The 19786-nt window shown below is 74.2% G+C and carries 15 protein-coding genes and 1 pseudogene; 13 read left to right on the forward strand and 3 right to left on the reverse strand.

Annotated features, from left to right (window positions below; translation table 11 throughout):
* Nucleotides 1-211: 211 nt before the first annotated feature.
* Entirely contained in the window at nucleotides 212-3121 is a 2910-nt protein-coding gene (locus KCH_RS26780) for a glycoside hydrolase family 48 protein (protein ID WP_035867201.1), read from the forward strand.
* 192 nt (nucleotides 3122-3313) lie between these two features.
* A complete protein-coding gene (locus KCH_RS26785) occupies nucleotides 3314-4789 on the forward strand; it encodes a S8 family peptidase (protein WP_035867204.1) in 1476 nt (491 codons plus the stop codon).
* A 394-nt stretch (nucleotides 4790-5183) separates the two neighbouring features.
* Here KCH_RS26785 and KCH_RS26790 read toward each other — a convergent pair whose 3' ends face one another.
* Nucleotides 5184-6086: a HipA family kinase gene (locus KCH_RS26790; RefSeq protein WP_035867205.1), complete on the reverse strand. Its 903-nt coding sequence runs from the start codon at nucleotides 6084-6086 to the stop codon at nucleotides 5184-5186.
* A gap of 123 nt (nucleotides 6087-6209) precedes the next feature.
* Here KCH_RS26790 and KCH_RS26795 point away from each other — a divergent pair, with 123 nt between their 5' ends.
* The 10 genes and pseudogenes from KCH_RS26795 to KCH_RS26835 all read left to right on the forward strand — a co-directional run bounded on the left by KCH_RS26795 (nucleotide 6210) and on the right by KCH_RS26835 (nucleotide 16545).
* Nucleotides 6210-6650 (forward strand): SRPBCC family protein, encoded by a 441-nt coding sequence (locus KCH_RS26795; protein WP_035867207.1) that lies wholly within the window; start codon nucleotides 6210-6212, stop codon nucleotides 6648-6650.
* Nucleotides 6651-6820: 170 nt separating this feature from the next.
* A pseudogene (locus KCH_RS44965) lies at nucleotides 6821-7219 on the forward strand (glycosyltransferase); the annotation flags it as partial.
* 275 nt (nucleotides 7220-7494) lie between these two features.
* Nucleotides 7495-7932 (forward strand): glycosyltransferase, encoded by a 438-nt coding sequence (locus KCH_RS44970; protein WP_244305445.1) that lies wholly within the window; start codon nucleotides 7495-7497, stop codon nucleotides 7930-7932.
* Nucleotides 7933-9041: 1109 nt separating this feature from the next.
* On the forward strand, nucleotides 9042-9665 hold the full coding sequence (locus tag KCH_RS26805; protein ID WP_244305446.1) for a sugar transferase: 624 nt from the start codon (nucleotides 9042-9044) through the stop codon (nucleotides 9663-9665).
* Between the two features lie 94 nt (nucleotides 9666-9759).
* The gene (locus KCH_RS26810; RefSeq protein WP_063750186.1) at nucleotides 9760-11043 is read left to right on the forward strand and encodes an O-antigen ligase family protein; all 1284 of its coding nucleotides are present in this window, start codon (nucleotides 9760-9762) and stop codon (nucleotides 11041-11043) included.
* The gene (locus tag KCH_RS26815; protein WP_084223942.1) at nucleotides 11024-12757 is read left to right on the forward strand and encodes a lipid II flippase MurJ; all 1734 of its coding nucleotides are present in this window, start codon (nucleotides 11024-11026) and stop codon (nucleotides 12755-12757) included. The genes KCH_RS26810 and KCH_RS26815 overlap by 20 nt, the downstream gene beginning before the upstream one ends.
* On the forward strand, nucleotides 12747-13535 hold the full coding sequence (locus tag KCH_RS26820; RefSeq protein WP_035867209.1) for a polysaccharide deacetylase family protein: 789 nt from the start codon (nucleotides 12747-12749) through the stop codon (nucleotides 13533-13535). Before KCH_RS26815 ends, KCH_RS26820 begins: the two co-directional genes overlap by 11 nt.
* Nucleotides 13532-14698 (forward strand): glycosyltransferase, encoded by a 1167-nt coding sequence (locus KCH_RS26825; RefSeq protein WP_035867211.1) that lies wholly within the window; start codon nucleotides 13532-13534, stop codon nucleotides 14696-14698. Before KCH_RS26820 ends, KCH_RS26825 begins: the two co-directional genes overlap by 4 nt.
* A 15-nt stretch (nucleotides 14699-14713) precedes the next feature.
* Nucleotides 14714-15367 carry a YveK family protein gene (locus tag KCH_RS46205; protein ID WP_051653482.1) on the forward strand — a complete coding sequence of 218 codons (654 nt, stop codon included), beginning with the start codon at nucleotides 14714-14716 and terminating at the stop codon, nucleotides 15365-15367.
* Nucleotides 15364-16545 (forward strand): GNAT family N-acetyltransferase, encoded by a 1182-nt coding sequence (locus tag KCH_RS26835; RefSeq protein ID WP_051653483.1) that lies wholly within the window; start codon nucleotides 15364-15366, stop codon nucleotides 16543-16545. Before KCH_RS46205 ends, KCH_RS26835 begins: the two co-directional genes overlap by 4 nt.
* Here the strand turns inward: KCH_RS26835 and KCH_RS26840 are convergent.
* Both KCH_RS26840 and ypfJ read right to left on the reverse strand, forming a co-directional pair.
* A complete protein-coding gene (locus tag KCH_RS26840) occupies nucleotides 16522-17637 on the reverse strand; it encodes a glycoside hydrolase family 26 protein (RefSeq protein ID WP_051653484.1) in 1116 nt (371 codons plus the stop codon). The two genes, KCH_RS26835 and KCH_RS26840, sit on opposite strands and share 24 nt — an antisense overlap.
* 104 nt (nucleotides 17638-17741) lie before the next feature.
* Entirely contained in the window at nucleotides 17742-18629 is an 888-nt protein-coding gene (ypfJ, locus tag KCH_RS26845) for a KPN_02809 family neutral zinc metallopeptidase (RefSeq protein ID WP_035867213.1), read from the reverse strand.
* A 188-nt stretch (nucleotides 18630-18817) separates the two neighbouring features.
* Here ypfJ and KCH_RS26850 point away from each other — a divergent pair, with 188 nt between their 5' ends.
* Nucleotides 18818-19732 carry a PQQ-binding-like beta-propeller repeat protein gene (locus KCH_RS26850; RefSeq protein WP_035867216.1) on the forward strand — a complete coding sequence of 305 codons (915 nt, stop codon included), beginning with the start codon at nucleotides 18818-18820 and terminating at the stop codon, nucleotides 19730-19732.
* Nucleotides 19733-19786: the final 54 nt, after the last annotated feature.

Below are 19786 nucleotides of genomic sequence, written 5' to 3' on the forward strand. Positions count from 1 at the left end.
GCTCCCGGGTGCCGCCGGGCGAAAGTTTCAGGTCCGGAACCGGCGGGCGGGTGGCCGGAATGGGCGCGCTCCCACAGCTTGTCTTCGAACTGAGCTGGGAGGAAAGGGAGTTGTCCCTGCCATTGGCTGCGCAGTCTCTTGACACCGCCGATGGCCCTCTCGATATTTGGGAGCGCTCCCACAGCCACCCACCCCCACCCGAGGAGCCGTCATGTCTCCACCCCGCAACCGGGTTTCGGCGCTCACCGCCGCCCTCACCCTGCTCACCGCCGGCCTGTCCACCGCCGTCGTGGTGCCCGCGGCGGCCGCCGCCGTCCAGTGCTCGGTCGACTACACGGCCAACGACTGGGGCAGCGGCTTCACCGCCAACCTTTCGATCAACAACAAGGGCACCGCCGCGCTCAACGGCTGGAAGCTCACCTACTCCTACGCCGGCAACCAGACGCTCTCCGGCGTCGGCTGGAGCGGCACCTGGAGCCAGTCCGGCAAGAACGTCACGGTGGTCAACGCCGACTGGAACGGGACCATCCCGGCCGGCGGCTCGGCCAGCGCCGGCGCCAACTTCTCGTACAGCGGCACCAACGCGGCCCCGACCTCGTTCGCGGTCAACGGAACCGCCTGCACGGGTGCGCACGCCGCCCCGACCACCGCCCTGACCAGCCCGGCGCCGGGCGCCAACTACCAGGCGGGCGCGACGATCCCGCTGTCCGCGACGGCGAGCGCCGCGGACGGCGCGAGCATCAGCAAGGTGGAGTTCTACGACAACACCACGCTGCTCGGCACCGCCACCACCGCCCCGTACACCTTCAGCTGGACGGGCGCGGCGAGCGGCAGCCACTCGATCTACGCCAAGGCGTACGACAGCCTCGGCGCGAGCAGCGAGTCCACCCCGGCGGGCATCACGGTGGCGTCCGGGCCGGCCGTCACGGCCACGCCGGTGACGCTCTCGGTGAACCAGGGCAAGACCGGCAGCTTCACCGTGAAGCTGTCCAGCCAGCCGAGCGCGAACGTCACCGTCACCACCACCCGCACCTCGGGCAACACCGGACTGTCCGTCACTTCCGGCGGGACGCTGACCTTCACGCCCAGCAACTGGTCCACCGCGCAGACCGTCACGCTGACCGCCGACGCCTCCTCCACCGGCTCGGCCACCTTCACCTCCGCCGCCACCGGCTACACCTCCTCGGCGGTCACGGTGACCGAACTGGCCGCGGCGTCCGGCGTGTACAACGACCGGTTCCTGCAGCTGTACAACAAGATCAAGGACCCGGCGAACGGCTACTTCTCGCCCGAGGGCATCCCCTACCACTCGGTGGAGACCCTGCTGGTCGAGGCCCCCGACCAGGGCCACGAGACCACCTCGGAGGCGTACTCGTACCTGCTCTGGCTGGAGGCCCAGTACGGGCGGGTGACGAAGGACTGGTCGAAGTTCAACTCGGCGTGGACGCTCATGGAGACGTACATGATCCCGGGTCACACCGACCAGCCCACCAACTCGGCGTACAACGCGTCCAAGCCGGCCACCTACGCGCCCGAGCACCCGCTGCCGAGCGACTACCCGTCGGCCATGGACTCCTCCGCCACCCCGGGCAACGACCCGATCGCCGCGGAGCTGAAGAGCGCGTACGGCACCGACGACATCTACGGCATGCACTGGCTGCAGGACGTCGACAACGTGTACGGCTACGGCAACGCGCCCGGCAAGTGCGAGGCCGGTCCGACCGACACCGGGCCGTCGTTCATCAACACCTACCAGCGCGGCGCGCAGGAGTCGGTGTGGGAGACCATCCCGCAGCCGACCTGCGACAAGTTCACCTACGGCGGCAAGAACGGCTACCTGGACCTGTTCATCAAGGACAGCTCCTACGCCAAGCAGTGGAAGTTCACCGACGCGCCGGACGCCGACGCCCGCGCCATCCAGGCCGCCTACTGGGCCGACACCTGGGCCAAGGCCCAGGGCAACGGCTCGCAGGTCGCCACCACGGTGGCCAAGGCCGGCAAGATGGGCGACTACCTGCGGTACGCCTTCTTCGACAAGTACTTCAAGAAGGTCGGCAACTGCGTCGGCCCGACCGCCTGCGCGGCCGGAAACGGCAAGGACTCCGAGCACTACCTGCTCTCCTGGTACTACGCCTGGGGCGGCGCCACCGACACCTCGGCCGGCTGGGCCTGGCGGATCGGCGACAGCGCGGCGCACGGCGGCTACCAGAACCCGATGGCCGCGTACGCCCTGGTCAACGACCCGGCGATGGCCCCGAAGTCGACCACCGGCAAGAGCGACTGGACCACCTCGATGGCCCGTCAGGTCGAGTTCACCCAGTGGCTGCAGTCCAGCGAGGGCGCGATCGCGGGCGGCGCGACCAACAGCTGGAACGGCAGCTACGACACCCCGCCGGCGGGCACCCCGACCTTCTACGGGATGTTCTACGACGAGGCGCCGGTCTACCACGACCCGCCGTCCAACCAGTGGTTCGGCTTCCAGGCCTGGGGCCTGGAGCGGATGGCCGAGTACTACTACTCCAGCGGCGACGCCAAGGCCAAGGCCATCCTGGACAAGTGGGTGACCTGGGCGCTGTCCAAGACCACCTTCAACGCCGACGGCAGCTACCAGATCCCGTCCACGCTGTCCTGGAGCGGCAAGCCGGACACCTGGAACGCCGCTTCCCCGGGCGCCAACACCGGCCTGCACGTGAGCGTCGTCGACTACACCAACGACGTGGGCGTGGCCGGCTCCTACGCCAAACTGCTGTCCTACTACGCCGCCAAGTCCGGCAACACGGCGGCGAAGACCGCCGCGCAGAAGCTGCTGGACGGCATGTGGGCCAACAACCAGGACGCGATGGGCATCTCGGTCCCCGAGACGCGCACCGACTACAGCCGCTTCAAGGACTCGGTCTCGGTGCCGACCGGCTGGACCGGCACCATGCCCAACGGCGACCCGATCAACAGCAGCTCGACCTTCCTGTCGATCCGGTCCTGGTACCAGAACGACCCGTCGTTCGCGAAGGTGCAGAGCTACCTGAACGGCGGCTCCGCCCCGACCTTCACGTACCACCGGTTCTGGGCGCAGGCCGACATCGCCACGGCGATGGCCGCCTACGGTGAGCTGTTCGGCGGCTGATCCTCCGTCAGCCGCACGTCCCCCCAGCGCGGGTGCCCGGTCCGACCGACAGCGGACCGGGCACCCGTCCGTTCTACGACGATTGCTTTACTACCTCTTGATTTTTGTCATATGGGCTGAATAGTCTCCCGGCCATTCGTGCGCCTTCGATCACCTCGACCGCGCCGCCGACACTCGGGAGGGTCAACCCCTATGAGAGTTCCCCGGATCCGCCGCTCCGCACTCCTCGCCGCCGGTCTCGCAATGATCACGGCCGGCGCCCTCGCCGGACCGGTCGGCAGCGCCGCCGCGGCCACCCCTTCGGCCGCCGCCGGGCAGCCGATGAACTACGTGGTGAACACCAAGGCCAACCACGGGCAGACCAAGAAGGCCGAGCGCGAGATCCAGGCGGCCGGCGGCAGCGTGGTCGCCTCCTACGAGCAGATAGGCGTGGTGATCGCCCGGTCCAGTGACCCCGGCTTCGCCGCCCGACTGCGCCAGTCCAAGACCATCGACTCGGTCGGCGCCAGCCGCACCGCCGGCATCCAGGCCGCCGACGTCGAAGCCACCGTCGAGGAGACCGCGGCGCCCGCCGCCGCCGACGGCAACGAGCCGCTCTGGGCCAACCAGTGGGACATGCGGCAGATCGGCGTCGACCAGGCCCACACCACCACCCTCGGCAGCCGCGACGTGGTCGTCGGCGTCCTCGACTCCGGCATCGACGCCACCCACGAGGACCTGGCCGCCGCCGTCGACCCGTCGCTCTCCGCGTCCTGCCTCAGCGGCAAGGCCGACACCAACTGGCAGTCCTGGCAGCCCACCAGCAGCACCCACGGCACGCACGTGGCCGGGACCATCGCCGCCGCGAAGAACGGCAAGGGCGTCGAGGGCGTCGCGCCGGGCGTCCGGCTGGCCGCGGTCAAGGTCGTCGACGGCGGCGGGTTCATCTACCCCGAGTACGCGATCTGCGGCTTCGTCTGGGCCGCCGAGCACCACTTCACCATCACCAACAACAGCTACTTCGTCGACCCGTGGATGTTCAACTGCGCCGACGACCCCGACCAGGGCGCGATCAGCGAGGCCGTCCGCCGGGCCGTCGACTACTCCCGCCGGGGCGGCGTCCTCAACGTCGCCGCCGCGGGCAACGAGAACATCGACCTGGCGCACAAGACCGTCGACGTCAGCAGCCCCGACGACACCGTCCCCGGCGACCGGCCGATCGACGCGAGCTGCCTCAACCTGCCCGCCGAACTGCCCGGCGTGATCGCGGTGTCGGCGATCGGCGCGAAGGGCGACAAGTCCTACTACTCCAGCTACGGCCTGAACAAGGTCACCGTCTCCGCCCCCGGCGGCGACGCGACCGCCTTCCAGGCCCCCGACACCCCCGACCGCCGGGGCTCGATCCTCTCCACCCTCCCCGGCAACAAGTACGGCTACATGTCGGGCACCTCGATGGCCTCCCCGCACGTGGCCGGCGTCCTCGCACTGCTCGCCTCCACCCACCCGGGCGCCGGCCCCGAGCAGCTCCGCACCCTCCTGGTGAACCAGGCCGACCCGCACGCCTGCCCCACCGGCGTGTTCAACCCCGGCGGCACCGGCGCCTACACCGCCACCTGCGAGGGCAGCACCGCCAACAACGGCTTCTACGGCGCGGGCATCGTCTCCGCGGCGAAGGCCGCCCGCGGCTGACCCGCCGTCAGCCGGCCCTCGCCGGCCGGGCGCGGCCCGACTCCGGTCGCGCCCGCACCCGGCCGGCGGCGGTCGGGCTGCGCGCCGCGAGCTGCCCGACGGGGCGTCGACTGTGCCGTGGCCTCGCCTCGCCCGGAGACGGCCGGCGGGCGCCACCGCGACGGGGGCCGAGACCTGCGGGGCCGGCGGCCGGGGAGTCGGTGGTGGGGTCGCCGCGGGGCCGACGGTGAGTCGGGTGCGCCGCGGGCCGTTGCCTCCGCCGTGGGTCGGTGGACAGCGGGAGCCGCCGGTCCGGTCCGCCTCGCCGCCGCCGCGACCTGCCCGACGGCGCGTCAACTGTGCCGGTGGTCGCGGGCCGGGGGTGGCGCCCCGGTGGGCGGGAGGCGGGCGCTGGTCAGGCTTCGCGGTCGACGTGCCGGGACCAGTCCGACTCGACGGAGGCCAGGCCGGCGCGGTTGGGGACCTGCTTGAGCCAGGCGGGGCGGGCCGCGGTGCGGGCGGCGGCGGCCCGCTCCTCGGCGGCGCGGATCTGCTCGGGGGTGGCGAAGCCCTCGGGGAGCCAGGCGGAGGACTGCTCGACCCTGGCGGCGAGGTGTTCCACGTACGCGGCGCGGACCGCGGCCGGCGAGTCGAAGCCGGGCTCGTCGGCCAGCCAGGCGTCCGGCACCAACGCGGCGACCTCGGCGAGCAGTTCGGGGGTGACGAGCGGGGCGAGCGCGGCGTCCGCCGCGGCGACGTCGGGGCCGTAGCCGCCCAGGGCGTGGCCGCTGAGGTCGTAGCGCTTGTGCACCGAGGCGCGGGCCGAGGACCAGCGGTGGTGGAAGATCAGCCCGGCGCCGTTGTCGATCAGCCAGAGCCTGCCGTGCCAGACCATCAGGTTGGGGTTGTGCACGCTGCGGTCGACGTTGCCGGTGAGGGCGTCCAGCCAGACGACGCGGCCGGCCTCGGCGGGGGAGACGTCGATCATCCCGGGCGTGAAGTCGCGGGCGCCCGGCAGCAGGTCCATGCCGAGGTTGCGTCCGGCGCTGGCCCGCAGCAGGTCCTGGATCTCCTGGTCGGGTTCGTGGGCGGCGACCGCCGGGTCGAAGTCGACCAGGACCAGGGGCGGCACCCGCAGGCCCAGCCGCCGGGCCAGTTCGCCGACGATCACCTCGGCCACCAGTGCCTTCACGCCCTGCGCCGCACCGGTGAACTTCACCACGTACGTGCCCAGGTCGTCGGCCTCCACCACGCCGGGCACCGACCCGCCCGCCCGCAGCGGATCGACGTACCGCAGCGCCGTCACCTGTTCCAGCATCCGCCCACCCTAACGCGAGGGGGTTCCCGGTTTGGCGGGGGCAGGCCGCGGTGGTTGGCTTGGCGGCTATCGAGTGCAGACGCGCGGACGCGCGGACGACCGGATCCGAGGAGCAGTGAGCTGATGGGCAAGGTGCACGCCACCACCGAGCGGACGTACGGGGCCGACCCGGCCCGGGTGTACGAGGCGCTGGCCGACTACGCGGTGACCCGGCCGAAGCTGCTGCCCGCGCAGTACAGCGAGTACGAGGTGCGGGCGGGCGGCACCGGCGCGGGCACCCAGGTGCACTGGAAGCTCCAGGCGACCGAGAAGCGGGTCCGGGACTGCCTGTTCACGGTGACGGCGCCGACCCCGGACACCCTGGTGGAGACGGACGCCAACTCCTCGATGGTGATCACCTGGACGGTCGCGGCGGCCGGCGCGAGCGGCAGCAAGGTCACCGTCGAGGCGAGCTGGACCGGCGCGACCGGCATCGGCGGGTTCTTCGAGCGGACCTTCGCCCCGAAGGGCCTGAACCGGATCCACGACCAGGTGCTGGCCAACCTGGCGGCCCAACTCGGCTGAGCCCCACCGCGATTCGGACACCCGTACGGCTGGTCAGCCGTACGGGTGTTCTGCTTCCCCGGAAGGGTGAAGCGGGCCTGGGCAGGCGGGATCCTCAACTTAGGCTCCGGGCCGTGCAGCTGACGATCCTTCATGTCTCCCAGCCGGTCGACGGCGGCGTGGCCCGGGTGGTGGCCGACCTGGTCCGCGGCCAACGGGCCTCCGGCTGCCGGGTCCTGGTGGCCTGCCCGCCCGGCGGCCGGCTCGCCCGCGAGGCCGCCGCCGCCGGCGCCCGGGTGCTGGACTGGCCCGCCGAACGCTCGCCCGGACCGGGCACCCTCCGGGAGGCGTGGCGGCTGCGCCGGATCCTGCGCCGCACCGCACCGGACGTGCTGCACCTGCACAGCGCGAAGGCCGGACTGGCGGGCCGGCTGGCCGCCCGCGGCGACCTGCCGACCGTGTTCCAGCCGCACGCCTGGTCGTTCGCCGCCGTCGAGGGCGCGCTGGCCGACGCCAGCCTGCGCTGGGAGCGGTTCGCCACCCGCTGGGCCCGCACCGTGCTGTGCGTCAGCGAGCAGGAGCGGGCGGACGGCGTGGCGGGCGGACTGGTCGCGCACTGGCGGGTGGTGCCCAACGGCGTCGACCTGGAGCACTGGGCGCCCGTCGACCGGGCGTCCCGGCGGTCCGCCCGGATGACCCTGGGCCTGGAGCAGTCCGCCCCGCTGGCGGTGTGCGTGGCGCGGCTGTGCCGGCAGAAGGGCCAGGACGTGCTGCTGGACGCCTGGGCGGCGGTGCAGGAGCGGCTCCCGGCGGCCCGGCTGGTGCTGGTCGGCGGCGGCCGGAGGCGGACGCGCTGGCCGCGCGGGTGCGGACGCTGCCCGACCCGTCCCGGGTGCGGCTGGTCGGCGCCGTGGCGGACCCGCGGCTCTGGCTGGCCGCCGCCGACCTGGCGGTGCTGCCCTCGCGCTGGGAGGGGATGGCGCTGGCGCCGCTGGAGGCGATGGCCTGCGGGCGGCCGGTGCTGCTGACCGACGTGCCGGGGTCCAGGGAGTGCGTGCCGCCGGGTGAGCTCGGCCGTTCGGTGGTGCCGCCGGAGAATCCCGGTCCGATGGCCGAACGCCTGGTCGAATTCCTCTCCGACCGGATCGAGTGCGAACGGCGCGGTGTTCTGGCCCGTGCGCATGTGGCAGATCATCACGATATCCGGCAAGTAATTCCGCAGGTGGCGGCAATTTACCGGACGATTGTTCGGAGCCGGGTGGTCCCGGTGGGCCGCAGGTCCCGTGTCCCGCAGCGGTTCTGATCGTTTGTCAGGCCGTGATCGCCGACCCGAACGAGGCGGCCGTCTTTCCTGAATGTCTGATTATTGGGCGGGTGGAATGAAATGGCATGTCAGCTGCCAATGCGTGTAAGGGCGTTCGGTAATGTCTGATTCTGCCTGCTTCGTCACCATTCCTGGCAAAGAGATGGCCGACCGCCTTTCCCGGCAGCAGGTGCTTACCTGGACAGCAGGGGAGTGCGTGCGCTGATGACCATTGACCACGAGAGCGTGCCGCATCCGGGGCGGGTCCTGGCGGGCCCCGGGCGCCACGGCACGCACCACGGCGCCGGGCTGCTCGACCGGCCGGGCACCCGGCCCTGCCGCCCCGGCCGACCTCCGGGCCGGTCGCCGCCGCGGCCGCCCGCACTCCCGGGCCGCCCTGCCGCTCGCGCTGGCCGCCGCCGACGCCCTCGCGGTCGGCCTGGCCGTCGCCGCCACCGCCCCGGCCGGCTCCCGCCCCGTCGCCACCGCCGCCCTGCTGCTGCCCGCCCTGCTCCCGCTCAACCTGGCGGGCGGCCTCTACCGCTCCCGGCTCAGCCTCTCCGCCCTCGACGAACTCCCCGCCCTGGCCGCCCGCGCCACCGTCGCCACCGCGTTCGCGGTCACCGCCGACGCCTGCCTGACCGGCCACTGGAGCGACCTCCGCGCGATGGGCCCGATGCGGCTGCTCGCCCTGCTCGCCCTGATGCTCCCGATCGCCGCCCTCGGCCGCGCCTACGTGCACCACCGCACCCGGCTGGCCCGCCGCCGCCGGCCCAGCCCCGCGCTGATCCTCGGCGCCGGCGAACTCGGCCAGCGGATCGCCGCCGTCCTCACCGCCCGCCCCGAGTACGGCCTGCGGCCGGTCGGCTACCTCGACCCCGACCCGGTGCTGCTGCCGCCCGGCGGCCCGCTGCCGGTGTTCGGCGGACGCGAGGCGCTCGGCCGGGTGCTGCGCCGCTACCGGGTCCACCACGTGCTGGCCACCGGCGGCGCCGCCGATGACGCCGAGACACTGGCCGCGCTGCGGCTGGCCGCCCGGCTCGGCTGCCAGGTCTGGCTGGTCCCGGCCTGCGCGAGTTCGACTCGGTGCAGGGCGTCGGCGACCACCTGTGGGGATTCCCCTGCATGCGGCTGCCCGCCCCGCGATGCGCCGCCACGGCTGGATCGTCAAGCGCGGCTTCGACATCGCCGCGGCCGGCCTCGGCCTGCTGCTGATCTCCCCGGTGCTCGCCCTGTGCGCCCTCGCGGTGCGCCTGGAGACCGGCCCCGGCGTACTGTTCCGCCAGCAGCGCACCGGCGTCGACGGCCGGGTGTTCACCCTCCTCAAGTTCCGCACCCTGCGCCCCAGCAACGAGCACGAGTCGGCGACCCGCTGGAACATCGCGCAGGACCACCGGGTGGGCCCGGCCGGCCGCTTCCTCCGCAAGACCTCGCTGGACGAGCTCCCGCAGCTGTGGAACGTCGTCCGCGGGGACATGAGCCTGGTCGGCCCCCGCCCCGAACGCCCGTACTTCGTCATGCGGTTCAGCCAGGCCTACCCCGAGTACGCCGACCGGCACCGGGTGCCCGCCGGGCTCACCGGCCTGGCCCAGGTCAACGGCCTGCGCGGCGACACCTCCATCGAGGACCGGGCCCGCTTCGACAACCGCTACATCGAGGGCTGGACGCTGTGGCAGGACGCCAAGATCCTGCTGCGCACCGCGGCCCTGGTGGTCCGCCCGGACGGAAGCTGACAGCGCACGTGGCCCTCACCCTCCAACTCCCGCTCCCGGCCCGGCGCCTGGCGGCGATAGCCGCCCCCGGCCGAGCCGGCTGGCCGCCGCCACCGTGCTGCTGGTCTGCGTCCCCACCGGCGAGAAGGACGTCACCGCGGCCGTCCACGTCACCCCGGCCGACCTGGCCTCGCTGGCCCTGGTCGGGCTGATCGCCGTCGACCTGCTGCGCGGCCGGCTGCCCCGGATCGACCCGGCCGCCGCCGCCCTGTTCGGCGCCGTGGTGCTGGCCGCCGCGGTCGCCACCGTGCACTCCGTCGACCCGTCCGCCAGCCTCACCGGCTTCGTCCGGCTGGTGCAGATCTTCGTGCTGGTGCCCGCCGCCGTGCTGCTCGCCGTCCGCGACCGGAGCGACCAGCGGCTGGTGCTCGGCTCGTTCGTGCTGGCCGCGCTGATCGAGGGCGCGGTCGGCGCGAACCAGTACCTGACCCGCACCGGCGCCTCCTACACCGGGCAGCCGATCCGCGCCGTCGGCACCTTCGGCGCGCTCGACATCATGGCGATGTCCACCGTGGTCTCCTACGGCATGCTGGCCGCCCTCGCGCTGGCCCTCGCCGAGCGACGCCCGGGCGGCAGCCGCCGGCTGCGCCGCGCGATGTGGGCGAGCGCCGCGTTCCTGGCCTTCCCGCTGGCGGTCTCGTTCAGCCGCGGCAGCTGGATCGCCACCGCGGTCGCCGCCGCCGTGCTGCTGCTGCGCGCCGACGCCCGGCTCGCCGTCCGGAGCGTGCTGATCGGCGCGGCCGCCGCGGTGGTGCTGATCGGCGGGCTCGGCCTCGGCGCGTCCGGCGTCGCCGAACGGCTCGGCTCGATCGGCTCGGTCTCCGCCGCCCCCGACCAGTCCGTCTCCGACCGCTACGACCTGTGGTCCACCGCCGTCCGGATCTGGCAGGACCACCCCGCCACCGGCGCCGGCCCGAAGGCCTTCCAGCAACTGCGCGACAGCCACGCCCCGTTGCGGCTCTCCTCCGGCAGCGACGCCGCCGACGCCACCATCGGCTTCCAGCGCGAGCCGCTGCTCTCCCCGCACAACATGTACTTCCTGGTGCTCAGCGAACAGGGCCTGCTCGGCGTCCTCGCCTACCTGGCGCTGTTCCTGACCCTGCTGCTGGGGTGCCTGCGCCGCGCGACCGGCCCCGGCCTGGCCGCCCTCGCCCTGCTCGCCTGGGTGCTCTGGGACTTCCTGTACGCCGACATCGGCGGCACCACCACCGTGCTGACCTCCGTCGTGCTCGGCCTGGCCGCCCGCACCGCGCTCCCCGGCCCGGACGCCGGCGCGGCGGACGGTCCTGCCGCCGGCCCGGAGGACGGCCCAGACTCCCGTGGAGCGTGCGGCGCATGACGACCGATCAGCCGCTGGCCCAGGCCGCCCCGGCCGCCACCGCCCCGTACCGGCCCCGCGGGCGGACACCGACGCGCCGTCCCGGAGCGGCTTCCTGGCCAAGGCGTTCGGCGTCACCGCGCTGCTCAGCGCGGCCGGCTCCGGCCTCGGCCTGCTCCGCGACCTGCTGCTGGCCCGCTACTTCGGCGCCAACCAGGGCACCGACGCCTTCCTGGTCGCCTGGACGGTGCCGGAGACCGCCGCGCCGCTGCTGATCGAGGACGCGATGGCGTTCCTGATGGTCCCCGCCTTCAGCCTGGCCCTGGTGCTGCGCGAGGAACGCCCGCACGGGCCCGACCCGGTACGGCAGTTGACCCGCTCCACGCTGCCCTGGCTGCTGCTCGCGCTGTGCGCGCTGTCCGCCACCGCCGCGCTCGGCGCCCCGCAACTGGTCGAACTGATCGCCCCCGGCCTGGCCGACCCGCAACTGGCCGTCACCTGCACCCGGATCACCGCGATCACCGTGGTGCCGTTCGGCGTGGCCGGCTACCTGGCCGCCGCGCTGCGCGCCCAGGCCGCCTACACCGCGCCCGCCGTCATCTACGTGATGTACAACCTGGGCATCCTGGCGCTGCTGCTCAGCGGCCACCGGCTGCTCGGGGTGCGCTCCGCCGCGCTCGGCGTGGCGCTCGGCAGCCTGCTGATGGCGGGCGTGCTGGTGGTGCCGTTCGTCCGCCGGCTGCGCACCCGGCGGCGGACGGCCCGGCAGCGCGGCGCCGGGCGCGGGCTGGTGCTGATCCCGCTGGCGCTGCTGCCGGTCGCCGCGTTCTCGCTGACCCGGCAGTCCCAGGTGTTCATCGAGCGGTTCCTCGGCTCCGGCCTGCCGCCCGGTACCATCTCGCACCTCAACTACGCCGCGAAGGTCAGCCAGTTGGCGATGACCTCGGCGATCCTGATCGTCACCGTGACCTTCCCGGTGGTGGCCCGGGCGATGGCCGCGGGCGACCTCGCGGCCGCCCGCGACCGGGTCGAGAAGGACCTCGGCCAGGCCGCCGCCCTGGTGCTGCTCGGCACCGCCTTCCTGCTGGCCTGCGCGCCGGCCGTGGTCGCGCTGCTGTTCCAGCGCGGCGCGTTCGGCCCCGCCGACACCGACGCCACCGCGGCCGTCATCCGGGTCTACTCCTTCGGCCTGCCCGCGCAGGCGATGATCGGCGTGATGGTGCGGCCGTACTTCTGCGTCCGGCCGGTGGTGCGGCGCGCCGAGGCCCCGCGCGCCGAGGGCGACCGGACCACCTGGCTGGACTGGTACCCGGTCGGCGCGATGACGCTCGGACTGGTCGTCACCTTCGGCCTCGGCGTCACCCTCACCCCGCGCTTCGGGGCGCCCGGCCTGGCCGCCGGCAACGCGGTCGGGATCACCTGCACCGCGGCGCTGCTGATGCGCGGCCTGATGCTGCGCGGCATCGCGCTGCGGCTGGGCCTGGTGCTCGGCGGGCAGGCCCGGCTGCTGGCGGCGTCGATCGCCGCGGCCGGGGCCGGCTCGCTCGCCGTCCGCACCGCCACCGCGCCGCTGTCCGCCGCGCTGCTCGGCGGCGCCACCGTCCTGCTGGTCTTCGCGGCCCTCGGCGCGCTGTTCGGCGCCGCCGAGGTCCGCGGCCCGGTCCTGGCGCTGCTCGCCCGGGCCCGGCGACCGCACGCCCCCTCACCCGCCGAAGGGAAGCCGCATGGACGCTGAAGCCTGTCTGCCGGCGCAGGCGCTCGCACCCCGCTTCGCCCCCTGGATCCTGATGTACCACTCCGTCGCCGACGAGACCGAGGACCCGTACCTGCTGACCGTCAGCCCCGAGCGGTTCGCCGAACAGATGGACTGGCTGTATCGCTCCGGCCGGCGCGGCGTCAGCGTCCGCGAACTGCTGGCCGCCCAGGCCCGCGGCCGGGAGTCCAAACTGGTCGGCCTGACCTTCGACGACGGCTACGCCGACTTCGCCCGGCACGCCGTCCCGGTGCTCCGCGACCACGGCTTCACCGCCACCGCGTACGTGCTGCCCGACCTGCTCGGCGCCTGCAACCACTGGGACAGCGAAGGCCCCCGCAAGCAGCTGCTGACGGCCCGGCAGGTCACCGAACTCGCCGAGGCGGGCTGGGAGATCGGCTCGCACGGCCTCGGCCACCGGGCCCTGGCCGGCCTCTCGCCCGAGGAGCTGGAACGCCAGACCCGGGAGAGCCGGCGCGCCCTGGAGGACCTGGTGGCCGGCCCGGTCAGCGGCTTCTGCTACCCCTACGGCGCGGTCGACCTGCCCGCCGCCCGGGCCGTCCGGGACGCCGGCTACGACTACGCCTGCGCCATCGACCACTCCTCGCTGACCGGCCGCCACGCCCTGCCGCGCAGCTACGTCGGCGACCGCGACGGCGCCTGGCGGCTGCGCGCCAAGCACGGCCGGCACCACTGGCGGGAGGCCGTCACCGGGCTGCGCTGGGCCCCGCCGAGGTCCGCCGCGGGGGCGCGGCCGTGAAGGTCCTGCACGTGGTGACCGGCCTGCACGCGGGCGGCGCCGAACGCCAGCTCGCCCTGCTGCTGCGGCACCTGCCGAAGGACCAGCGGCACGAGGTGGCCACCCTGACCGACCCCGGCACGGTGGCCCGCGAACTGCGCGCCGACGGCGTCACCGTCCACCACCTCGGCATGCGCGGCAACCGCGACCTCGGCGTGCTGCCCCGGCTCACCCGGCTGATCCGGAACGGCCGCTACGACCTGGTCCACACCCACCTGTACCGCGCCATGCTGTACGGCCGGCTGGCCGCCCGGCTCGCCGGGGTGCGGGGCGTGCTCGCCACCGAGCACTCCCTGCAGGCCGGGGTGATCGAGGGCCGGCCCACCTCCCGGGGCGTCAAGGCGCTCTACCTGGCCGCCGAACGGCTCGGCAGCACCACCCTCGCGGTCTCCGGCCAGGTCGCCGCCGTGCTCGACGCCTGGGGCGTGCCGGCCCACCGGGTGCGGCGGCTGCCGAACGGCGTGGACGCCGCCCGGTACCGGTTCGGGCCCGCCGAGCGGGCCGCCCACCGGGCCCGGCTGCGCGCCGAACTCGGCCTGCCCGCCGACGCGTTCGTGGTCGGCGGGGTCGGCCGGCTGGTCGACGGGAAGCGCTTCCACGTCCCGCTGGCCGCGCTGGCCGCGCTCCCGCCCGCCGCCCGGCTGCTGCTGGTCGGCGAAGGCCCCGCCCGCGCCGCGCTCACCGCCCGCGCCCAACGGCTCGGCGTCCGCGACCGGCTGGTGCTCACCGGCGAACGCGACGACGTGCCCGAACTGCTCACCGCCATGGACGTGCTGGTCTCGCCGTCCCGCGCCGAGACCTTCGGCCTCGCCGCCCTGGAGGGCCTGGCCGCCGGCCTGCCGGTGCTGCACTCCGCCTGCCCGGCGCTCGCCGACCTGCCGACCGCCGCCGCCCCGCACGCCCGCCTGCTGCCCTCCGAACCCGACCACTACGCCCGCGAGTTGACCGCCCTGGCGGCCGCTCCGCCCGGCCTCCTCCCGGTGCCGCCCGCCGTCGCGCACTACGACATCACCCGGATCGCGGCCGAACTCGCCGCCCTCTACCGGGAGTCGGCCGGCGCTCTGCCCGGCCCCCGGCACCCCGCGCGGCGACGCACCGAACCCGCCCGCCTCCCGTCCCTGTAGCACCTGGAGCCCCCGATGCCCGATCCCCGCCGCAGCGCCCGCGCGCTGGCCCGCCGCTGGTGGCCGCTGGCCGTCGCCGTCCCGCTCGGCGCGGTGGCCGGCGCCGGCTACGCCGTCGTCTCGCACCCCTCCTACGTCGCGAGCTCGTACGTGGTGGTGGTCCCGCAGAACCCCGGCGACAACGTCAACACCGTCAACTTCGCCCAGGCGTACGGCCGGCTCACCGGCCAGCCGCAGGTGCTGATCGGGGCCGCCGCCGAGACCCACCACACGGTCGCCACGCTGACCAAGCTGGTCCGCGGCACCACCTCCCCGGACGCCCCGGTGATCGCGATCACCGGCACCAGCAGCACGGCCGACGACGCCGTGCAGAACGCCGACGCGGTCGCCCGCTCGCTGATCGCCTTCGGCAGCGCCAGCAGCAAGGAGACCGGCGTCAAGCTCGTCCAACTGGCCGCCGCCGCCGAACCCGACGCCCCCGCCTCGCCGTCCGCCGCGCTGGACACCGCGGTCGGCGGCGCCGCCGGCGTGCTGCTCGGCGCCCTGGCCATGCTCACCCGCCGCAAGGCTGCCCCTGCCGAGACCGCCGAGACCGCCGGGGCCGCCCCCGCCGCGCTGCCCGCCCAGGCCGCCGCCGGGACCGGGCCCGAGGCGGTGGCCGCCCGATGAGACTCCGTCAGCGGGCCGCCGCCGACCCCCGGGTGCCCGTCCAGGCCGGCCGCGCCGCCGCCGACCGCGAGCGGTGGACCGCCGAAGTGCTGCGCACCGACGACGCCCTGGACCTGGTCGCCGAGGAGTGGGACGACCTGTACCGGCGCTGCGCCACCGCCACCACCTTCCAGGCCGCACCCTGGCTGCGCTCCTGGTGGCGCGGCTACGGCCGCCCGGGCGCGCTGGTGCTGGTGCTGGTCCGCCGCGACGGCCGGCTGGTCGCCGCCGCCGCGCTGCGCCGCCGCGGCCCGTTCGGCGCGCTGACCAACCTGGGCGCGGGCCTGGTCGACTTCACCGACGTGCTGCTCGACGACGAGTGCGCCGACCGCGCCGCCGCCGAACTCGCCGCCGCCCTGCCGCTGCGCCTCCCGTGGCACAGCCTGGAACTGCGCGAGGTGCACCCCGAGGCCGCCGTGCAGAGGGTGTTCGCGCACTGGCGCGGCCGCCGGCACCGGTTCGCCGACTCGCTCTGCCAGTACCTGCCGGCCGTCCCGATGGACGAGCTGCTCAAGCGGCTGCCCGGCAAGACCGCCCAGCGCAGCCGGGTCAAGCTGCGCCGGATCGCCGAGGCCGGGATCCTGGTGCACTCCGCGACCGCCGACGAAGTCCCGGACACCGTCCGCGAGTTGCTGCGGCTGCACCGCCTCCAGTGGCAGGACCGCGGGGTCACCCCGGAGCACCTCACCGGGCGCTTCGAGGAGCACCTCGTCGAGTCCACCACCGGCCTGGTCGCCACCCGCCGGGCCGCCATACACCGCTTCGAGCTCGACGGCGAGCTGCTGGCGGTCAACCTGGTGCTGCTGTGCGCCCCGTTCGGCGGCCTCTACATGTACGGCGCGCACCCGCGGCTGCGCGAACGCTTGGACATCGCCGGCCTGCTGTTCGGCGCCGCGCTGGACGAGGTGCGGTCCGCCGGGATCCCGCAGTTGAGCCTGCTGCGCGGCCAGGAGCCGTACAAGCAGCGCTGGCGGCCCGACCGGCTGGCCAACCAGCGACTGGTGCTCGGCCCCGGCCGGCTCGCCCCGTGGGCCGCCGCCCGCGCCCTGCGGGTGCGGGCCCGGGGCGCCGCCGTACACCTGCTGCGGACCAGGCTGCCCGGCCTGAAGGAGGCGCTAGTGCGCCGACGCCTTGGGTGACGGCGGCGACGGCGGCGGGGACGGCTGGGCGGACGCCTTGGCCGGCCCTGCCGCCCCGGCCGAGCCGGCCATCAACTGCCGGTACACGGCGGCGGACCTCGGGTTGTCCTTGCACTCCCAGAAGCCGTGCGGACAGTAGTCGGTGACGGTCTGGTAGGCGGTGTCGTGGGTGCGCATCCACTCCACCATCCGCCGCACGAACTCCGGGTTGTCGCCGTTGCGGAACAGCCCCCACTCCGGGTACGAGACCGGCTTGCCGCGCTTGGCCGCGAACTCCACCTGGTCCTGCAGCCCGTACGGCTCGGTGACGTACTCGTCGAAGGTGCCGCCCGCCGGCTGGTCGTAGCTGTCCATGCCGATGATGTCGACCACGTCGTCGCCCGGGTAGCAGCGGGTCCACGGGACGGCGTCCAGGCCGCGGGTCGGGGTGAAGTCGAAGGAGAAGCGCTGCCCGGGCACCGAGCGCATCACGCCGACGATCCGCCGCCAGTACGTCTTCCACGCCGCCGGGTCGGGCTTGCAGCGCGAGGTGTAGGTGACGCCGTTCATCTCCCAGCCCAGGGTGAGGACGGTGTCGGCGCCGCCCAGCGCCACCAGCTTGCGGGCCAGCATCAGGAAGTGCTGGTCGAACTCGCCCCGGTTGCCGCGCTCCAGCAGCCGGGCCACCTCCTCGTCCGGCACGTTGCCCTCGTTCGGGACCAGCATCGGCACGCCCAGCACCAGCCGCCGCGACGGCTCGCCCTGCCGCCACTGCGACCACAGGCCGAGCACCGCCGCCTCGCCCTCGACGTCCTGCCAGCTGTTGCCGGCCAGGTAGGTGTGGCCGACCTGCATGTTGGCGTTGTCCAGCCAGGCCGCCATCCGCGCGATGTTCGGGATGTAGTCGTCCCAGGAGCCGACGAAGGCGCCGAACGGCACTTCGTGCGGGGCCCGTTGCACCACCGGCCGGGGCGCCCCGCCGCGCGGCTGGACGGCGTCCGAGGAGAGTGCCGTGTGCCGCTCGGTCTGGCTGAGCGGAGTGCCCGACGGCACGCTCGCGGTCGTCATCAGCAGCAGAGCGGCGGCGGCCAGGGTCAGGCGTCCGAGGCGCATGGGCTCTCTCCGAACGGGCTGGGGGCAACTTCGGCCCTCGGAGCCTAGCCTGACAGAACGTCATAAAGGCCGCATGTCACCCCATCGGGTCACCGCCGTCGCGGTCAGCCGAAGGTGTTGCACTTGGCCGGATCGCCGGTCCGGTAGCCGGTGGTGAACCACTGGGTGCGCTGGGCCGAGGAACCGTGCGTCCAGGTCTCCGGGTTGCTCTTCCCGGTGGCCCGCTGCTGGATCCGGTCGTCGCCCACCGACTCGGCGGCGTCCAGCGCCCGCGCGATGTCCTCGTCGGTCAGCCGGGTGATCAGCGGCCGGCCGGTGGAGGCCTGCGGGGTGGTGGTGGCGTGGTGCGTCCACACGCCCGCGTAGCAGTCGGCCTGCAACTCCAGCTTCACCGAGGCGCTGTCCGCGCCCTGCCGGTCGCTGCCCACCCGGTCCATGGTGCCGAGCAGGGTCTGCACGTGGTGCCCGTACTCGTGGGCCACCACGTACGCCTCGGCGAACGGGCCGCCCTGGGCGCCCAGTTGGCGGGTCATGTCGTTGAAGAAGCCGAGGTCGAAGTAGGCCTTGTGGTCGCCCGGGCAGTAGAACGGCCCGACCGCCGAGGACGCCGGGCCGCAGGCCGTGGACACCCGGTCGGTGAACAGCACGGTCTGCGCCTGCGCGTACTTCCGGCCGCGCGAGGCGAAGTCGGCCTGCCAGTAGTTCTGCACGCTGTTGACCACCGCGAGGATCCGGCAGTCCTGCCGCTTGTTGGCGTCCGCGCCGGTCCGGCACTCCTGGGACACCTGGTCCGCGCCGGCGCCCTGCCCGGCCGGCTTGGCGCCGTCGGAGCCGGACAGTCCGATCATGCCCGGGTCCACGCCGAGCACCAGGGCGATCACCAGGCCCAGGATGCCGATCGCGCCGCCGCCGATCGCCAGGCCGCCGCCGGGGAAGCCCCGCCGGTCCTCCACCTGCGAGTCGTCGAGCCGGGCATCGTCGTCAAACTGCATCCTGTTTCACCTCTGTAACAGTCCTTTGGCCCTTCGAAGCCGTACCCTAACGGGCCGCCCGGGCCGCGGAGGCCTTCGGTGACGCAGGTCGGAGCAGGTTGTGTCGGAACCGTATAAGGGCTGCCGCGGTGGCGTGGCGCGTTCGAATCCAGCTGAATTCCGTCACGGGCGGACGGTACGCTCCGGCGGTGTCCTTCAATCCGCTGCGCAGTCTGTCGCCCCGATCGGTCCTGCCCGCCGCTGCCGTCCTGCTGGTCCTCGCGGCCGGTGCGGCGGCGCACGCCAACCGCCCGCAGCCGTTCGGAGACCAGGTCCTGCCCGGAGCGGCGGACGTCAGCCCGGTCGGCGCGCAGTCGGCCGGCGCGGGCGACCTCGACCTGCAGGTCGGCCCCGGCCTGGAGGCCTACTCGAAGACCACCGGCGCCCACCTCTGGTCCTACCGCCGGGACGGCAGCACCGCGCTCCACCAGACCATGATCGGCAACAACGTGGCGGTGGTCTGGGACGACGGCATGGTCACCTCCGTCGACCCGGCCGACCACTCGGTGCGCTGGCACCGCAGCGTCCCCGGCCTGGCCGACTGGCTGCACGCCGACGGCGAACCCGGCGCGGCCGACCGCACCGAGGAGCAGCGCCGGAAGCTGGCGGAGCACCGCGCGGCGATCGCCCTCCAGCCGTCCGCCGACCCGAAGGCCGACGCCTTCGTCACCGTGGTCACCCCCGGCCTGCTGATGGGCTTCCGCGACCGCGACGGCGACCTGCGCTTCAACTCCCGCCCCCCGGCGGGCTGCACCTTCGACCCGGCGCGCACCGCGCATACCGACGACGCGGTGCTGATCCCCCGGGCCTGCCCGCCCGCCCCCGGCTCCGGCACCCGCCCGCTGCCCGGCGGCGTCATGGTGTTCTCGCTCAACGCCCCCGGCAACTTCCTCAACACCGGCCCCGACGTGGAGATGCGCGCCCTGGACGGCCACCGGGTCGCGATCGACGACGGCCCGGTCATCGGCACCTGGGTCTACGACACCACCCGCGGCGCCCGGGAGAGCAACTGCGGCGCCGCCTCGGTGCCGTTCGCGGCAGCGGCCCCGACCTGCGAGAAGTGACCGGGCAGGGCCGGCGCGGGCGGGTGCGGGAACAGGGGGCGCGCAGGGGTTCGG

Source organism: Kitasatospora cheerisanensis KCTC 2395, from assembly GCF_000696185.1.
GTDB classification, from domain to species: domain Bacteria; phylum Actinomycetota; class Actinomycetes; order Streptomycetales; family Streptomycetaceae; genus Kitasatospora; species Kitasatospora cheerisanensis.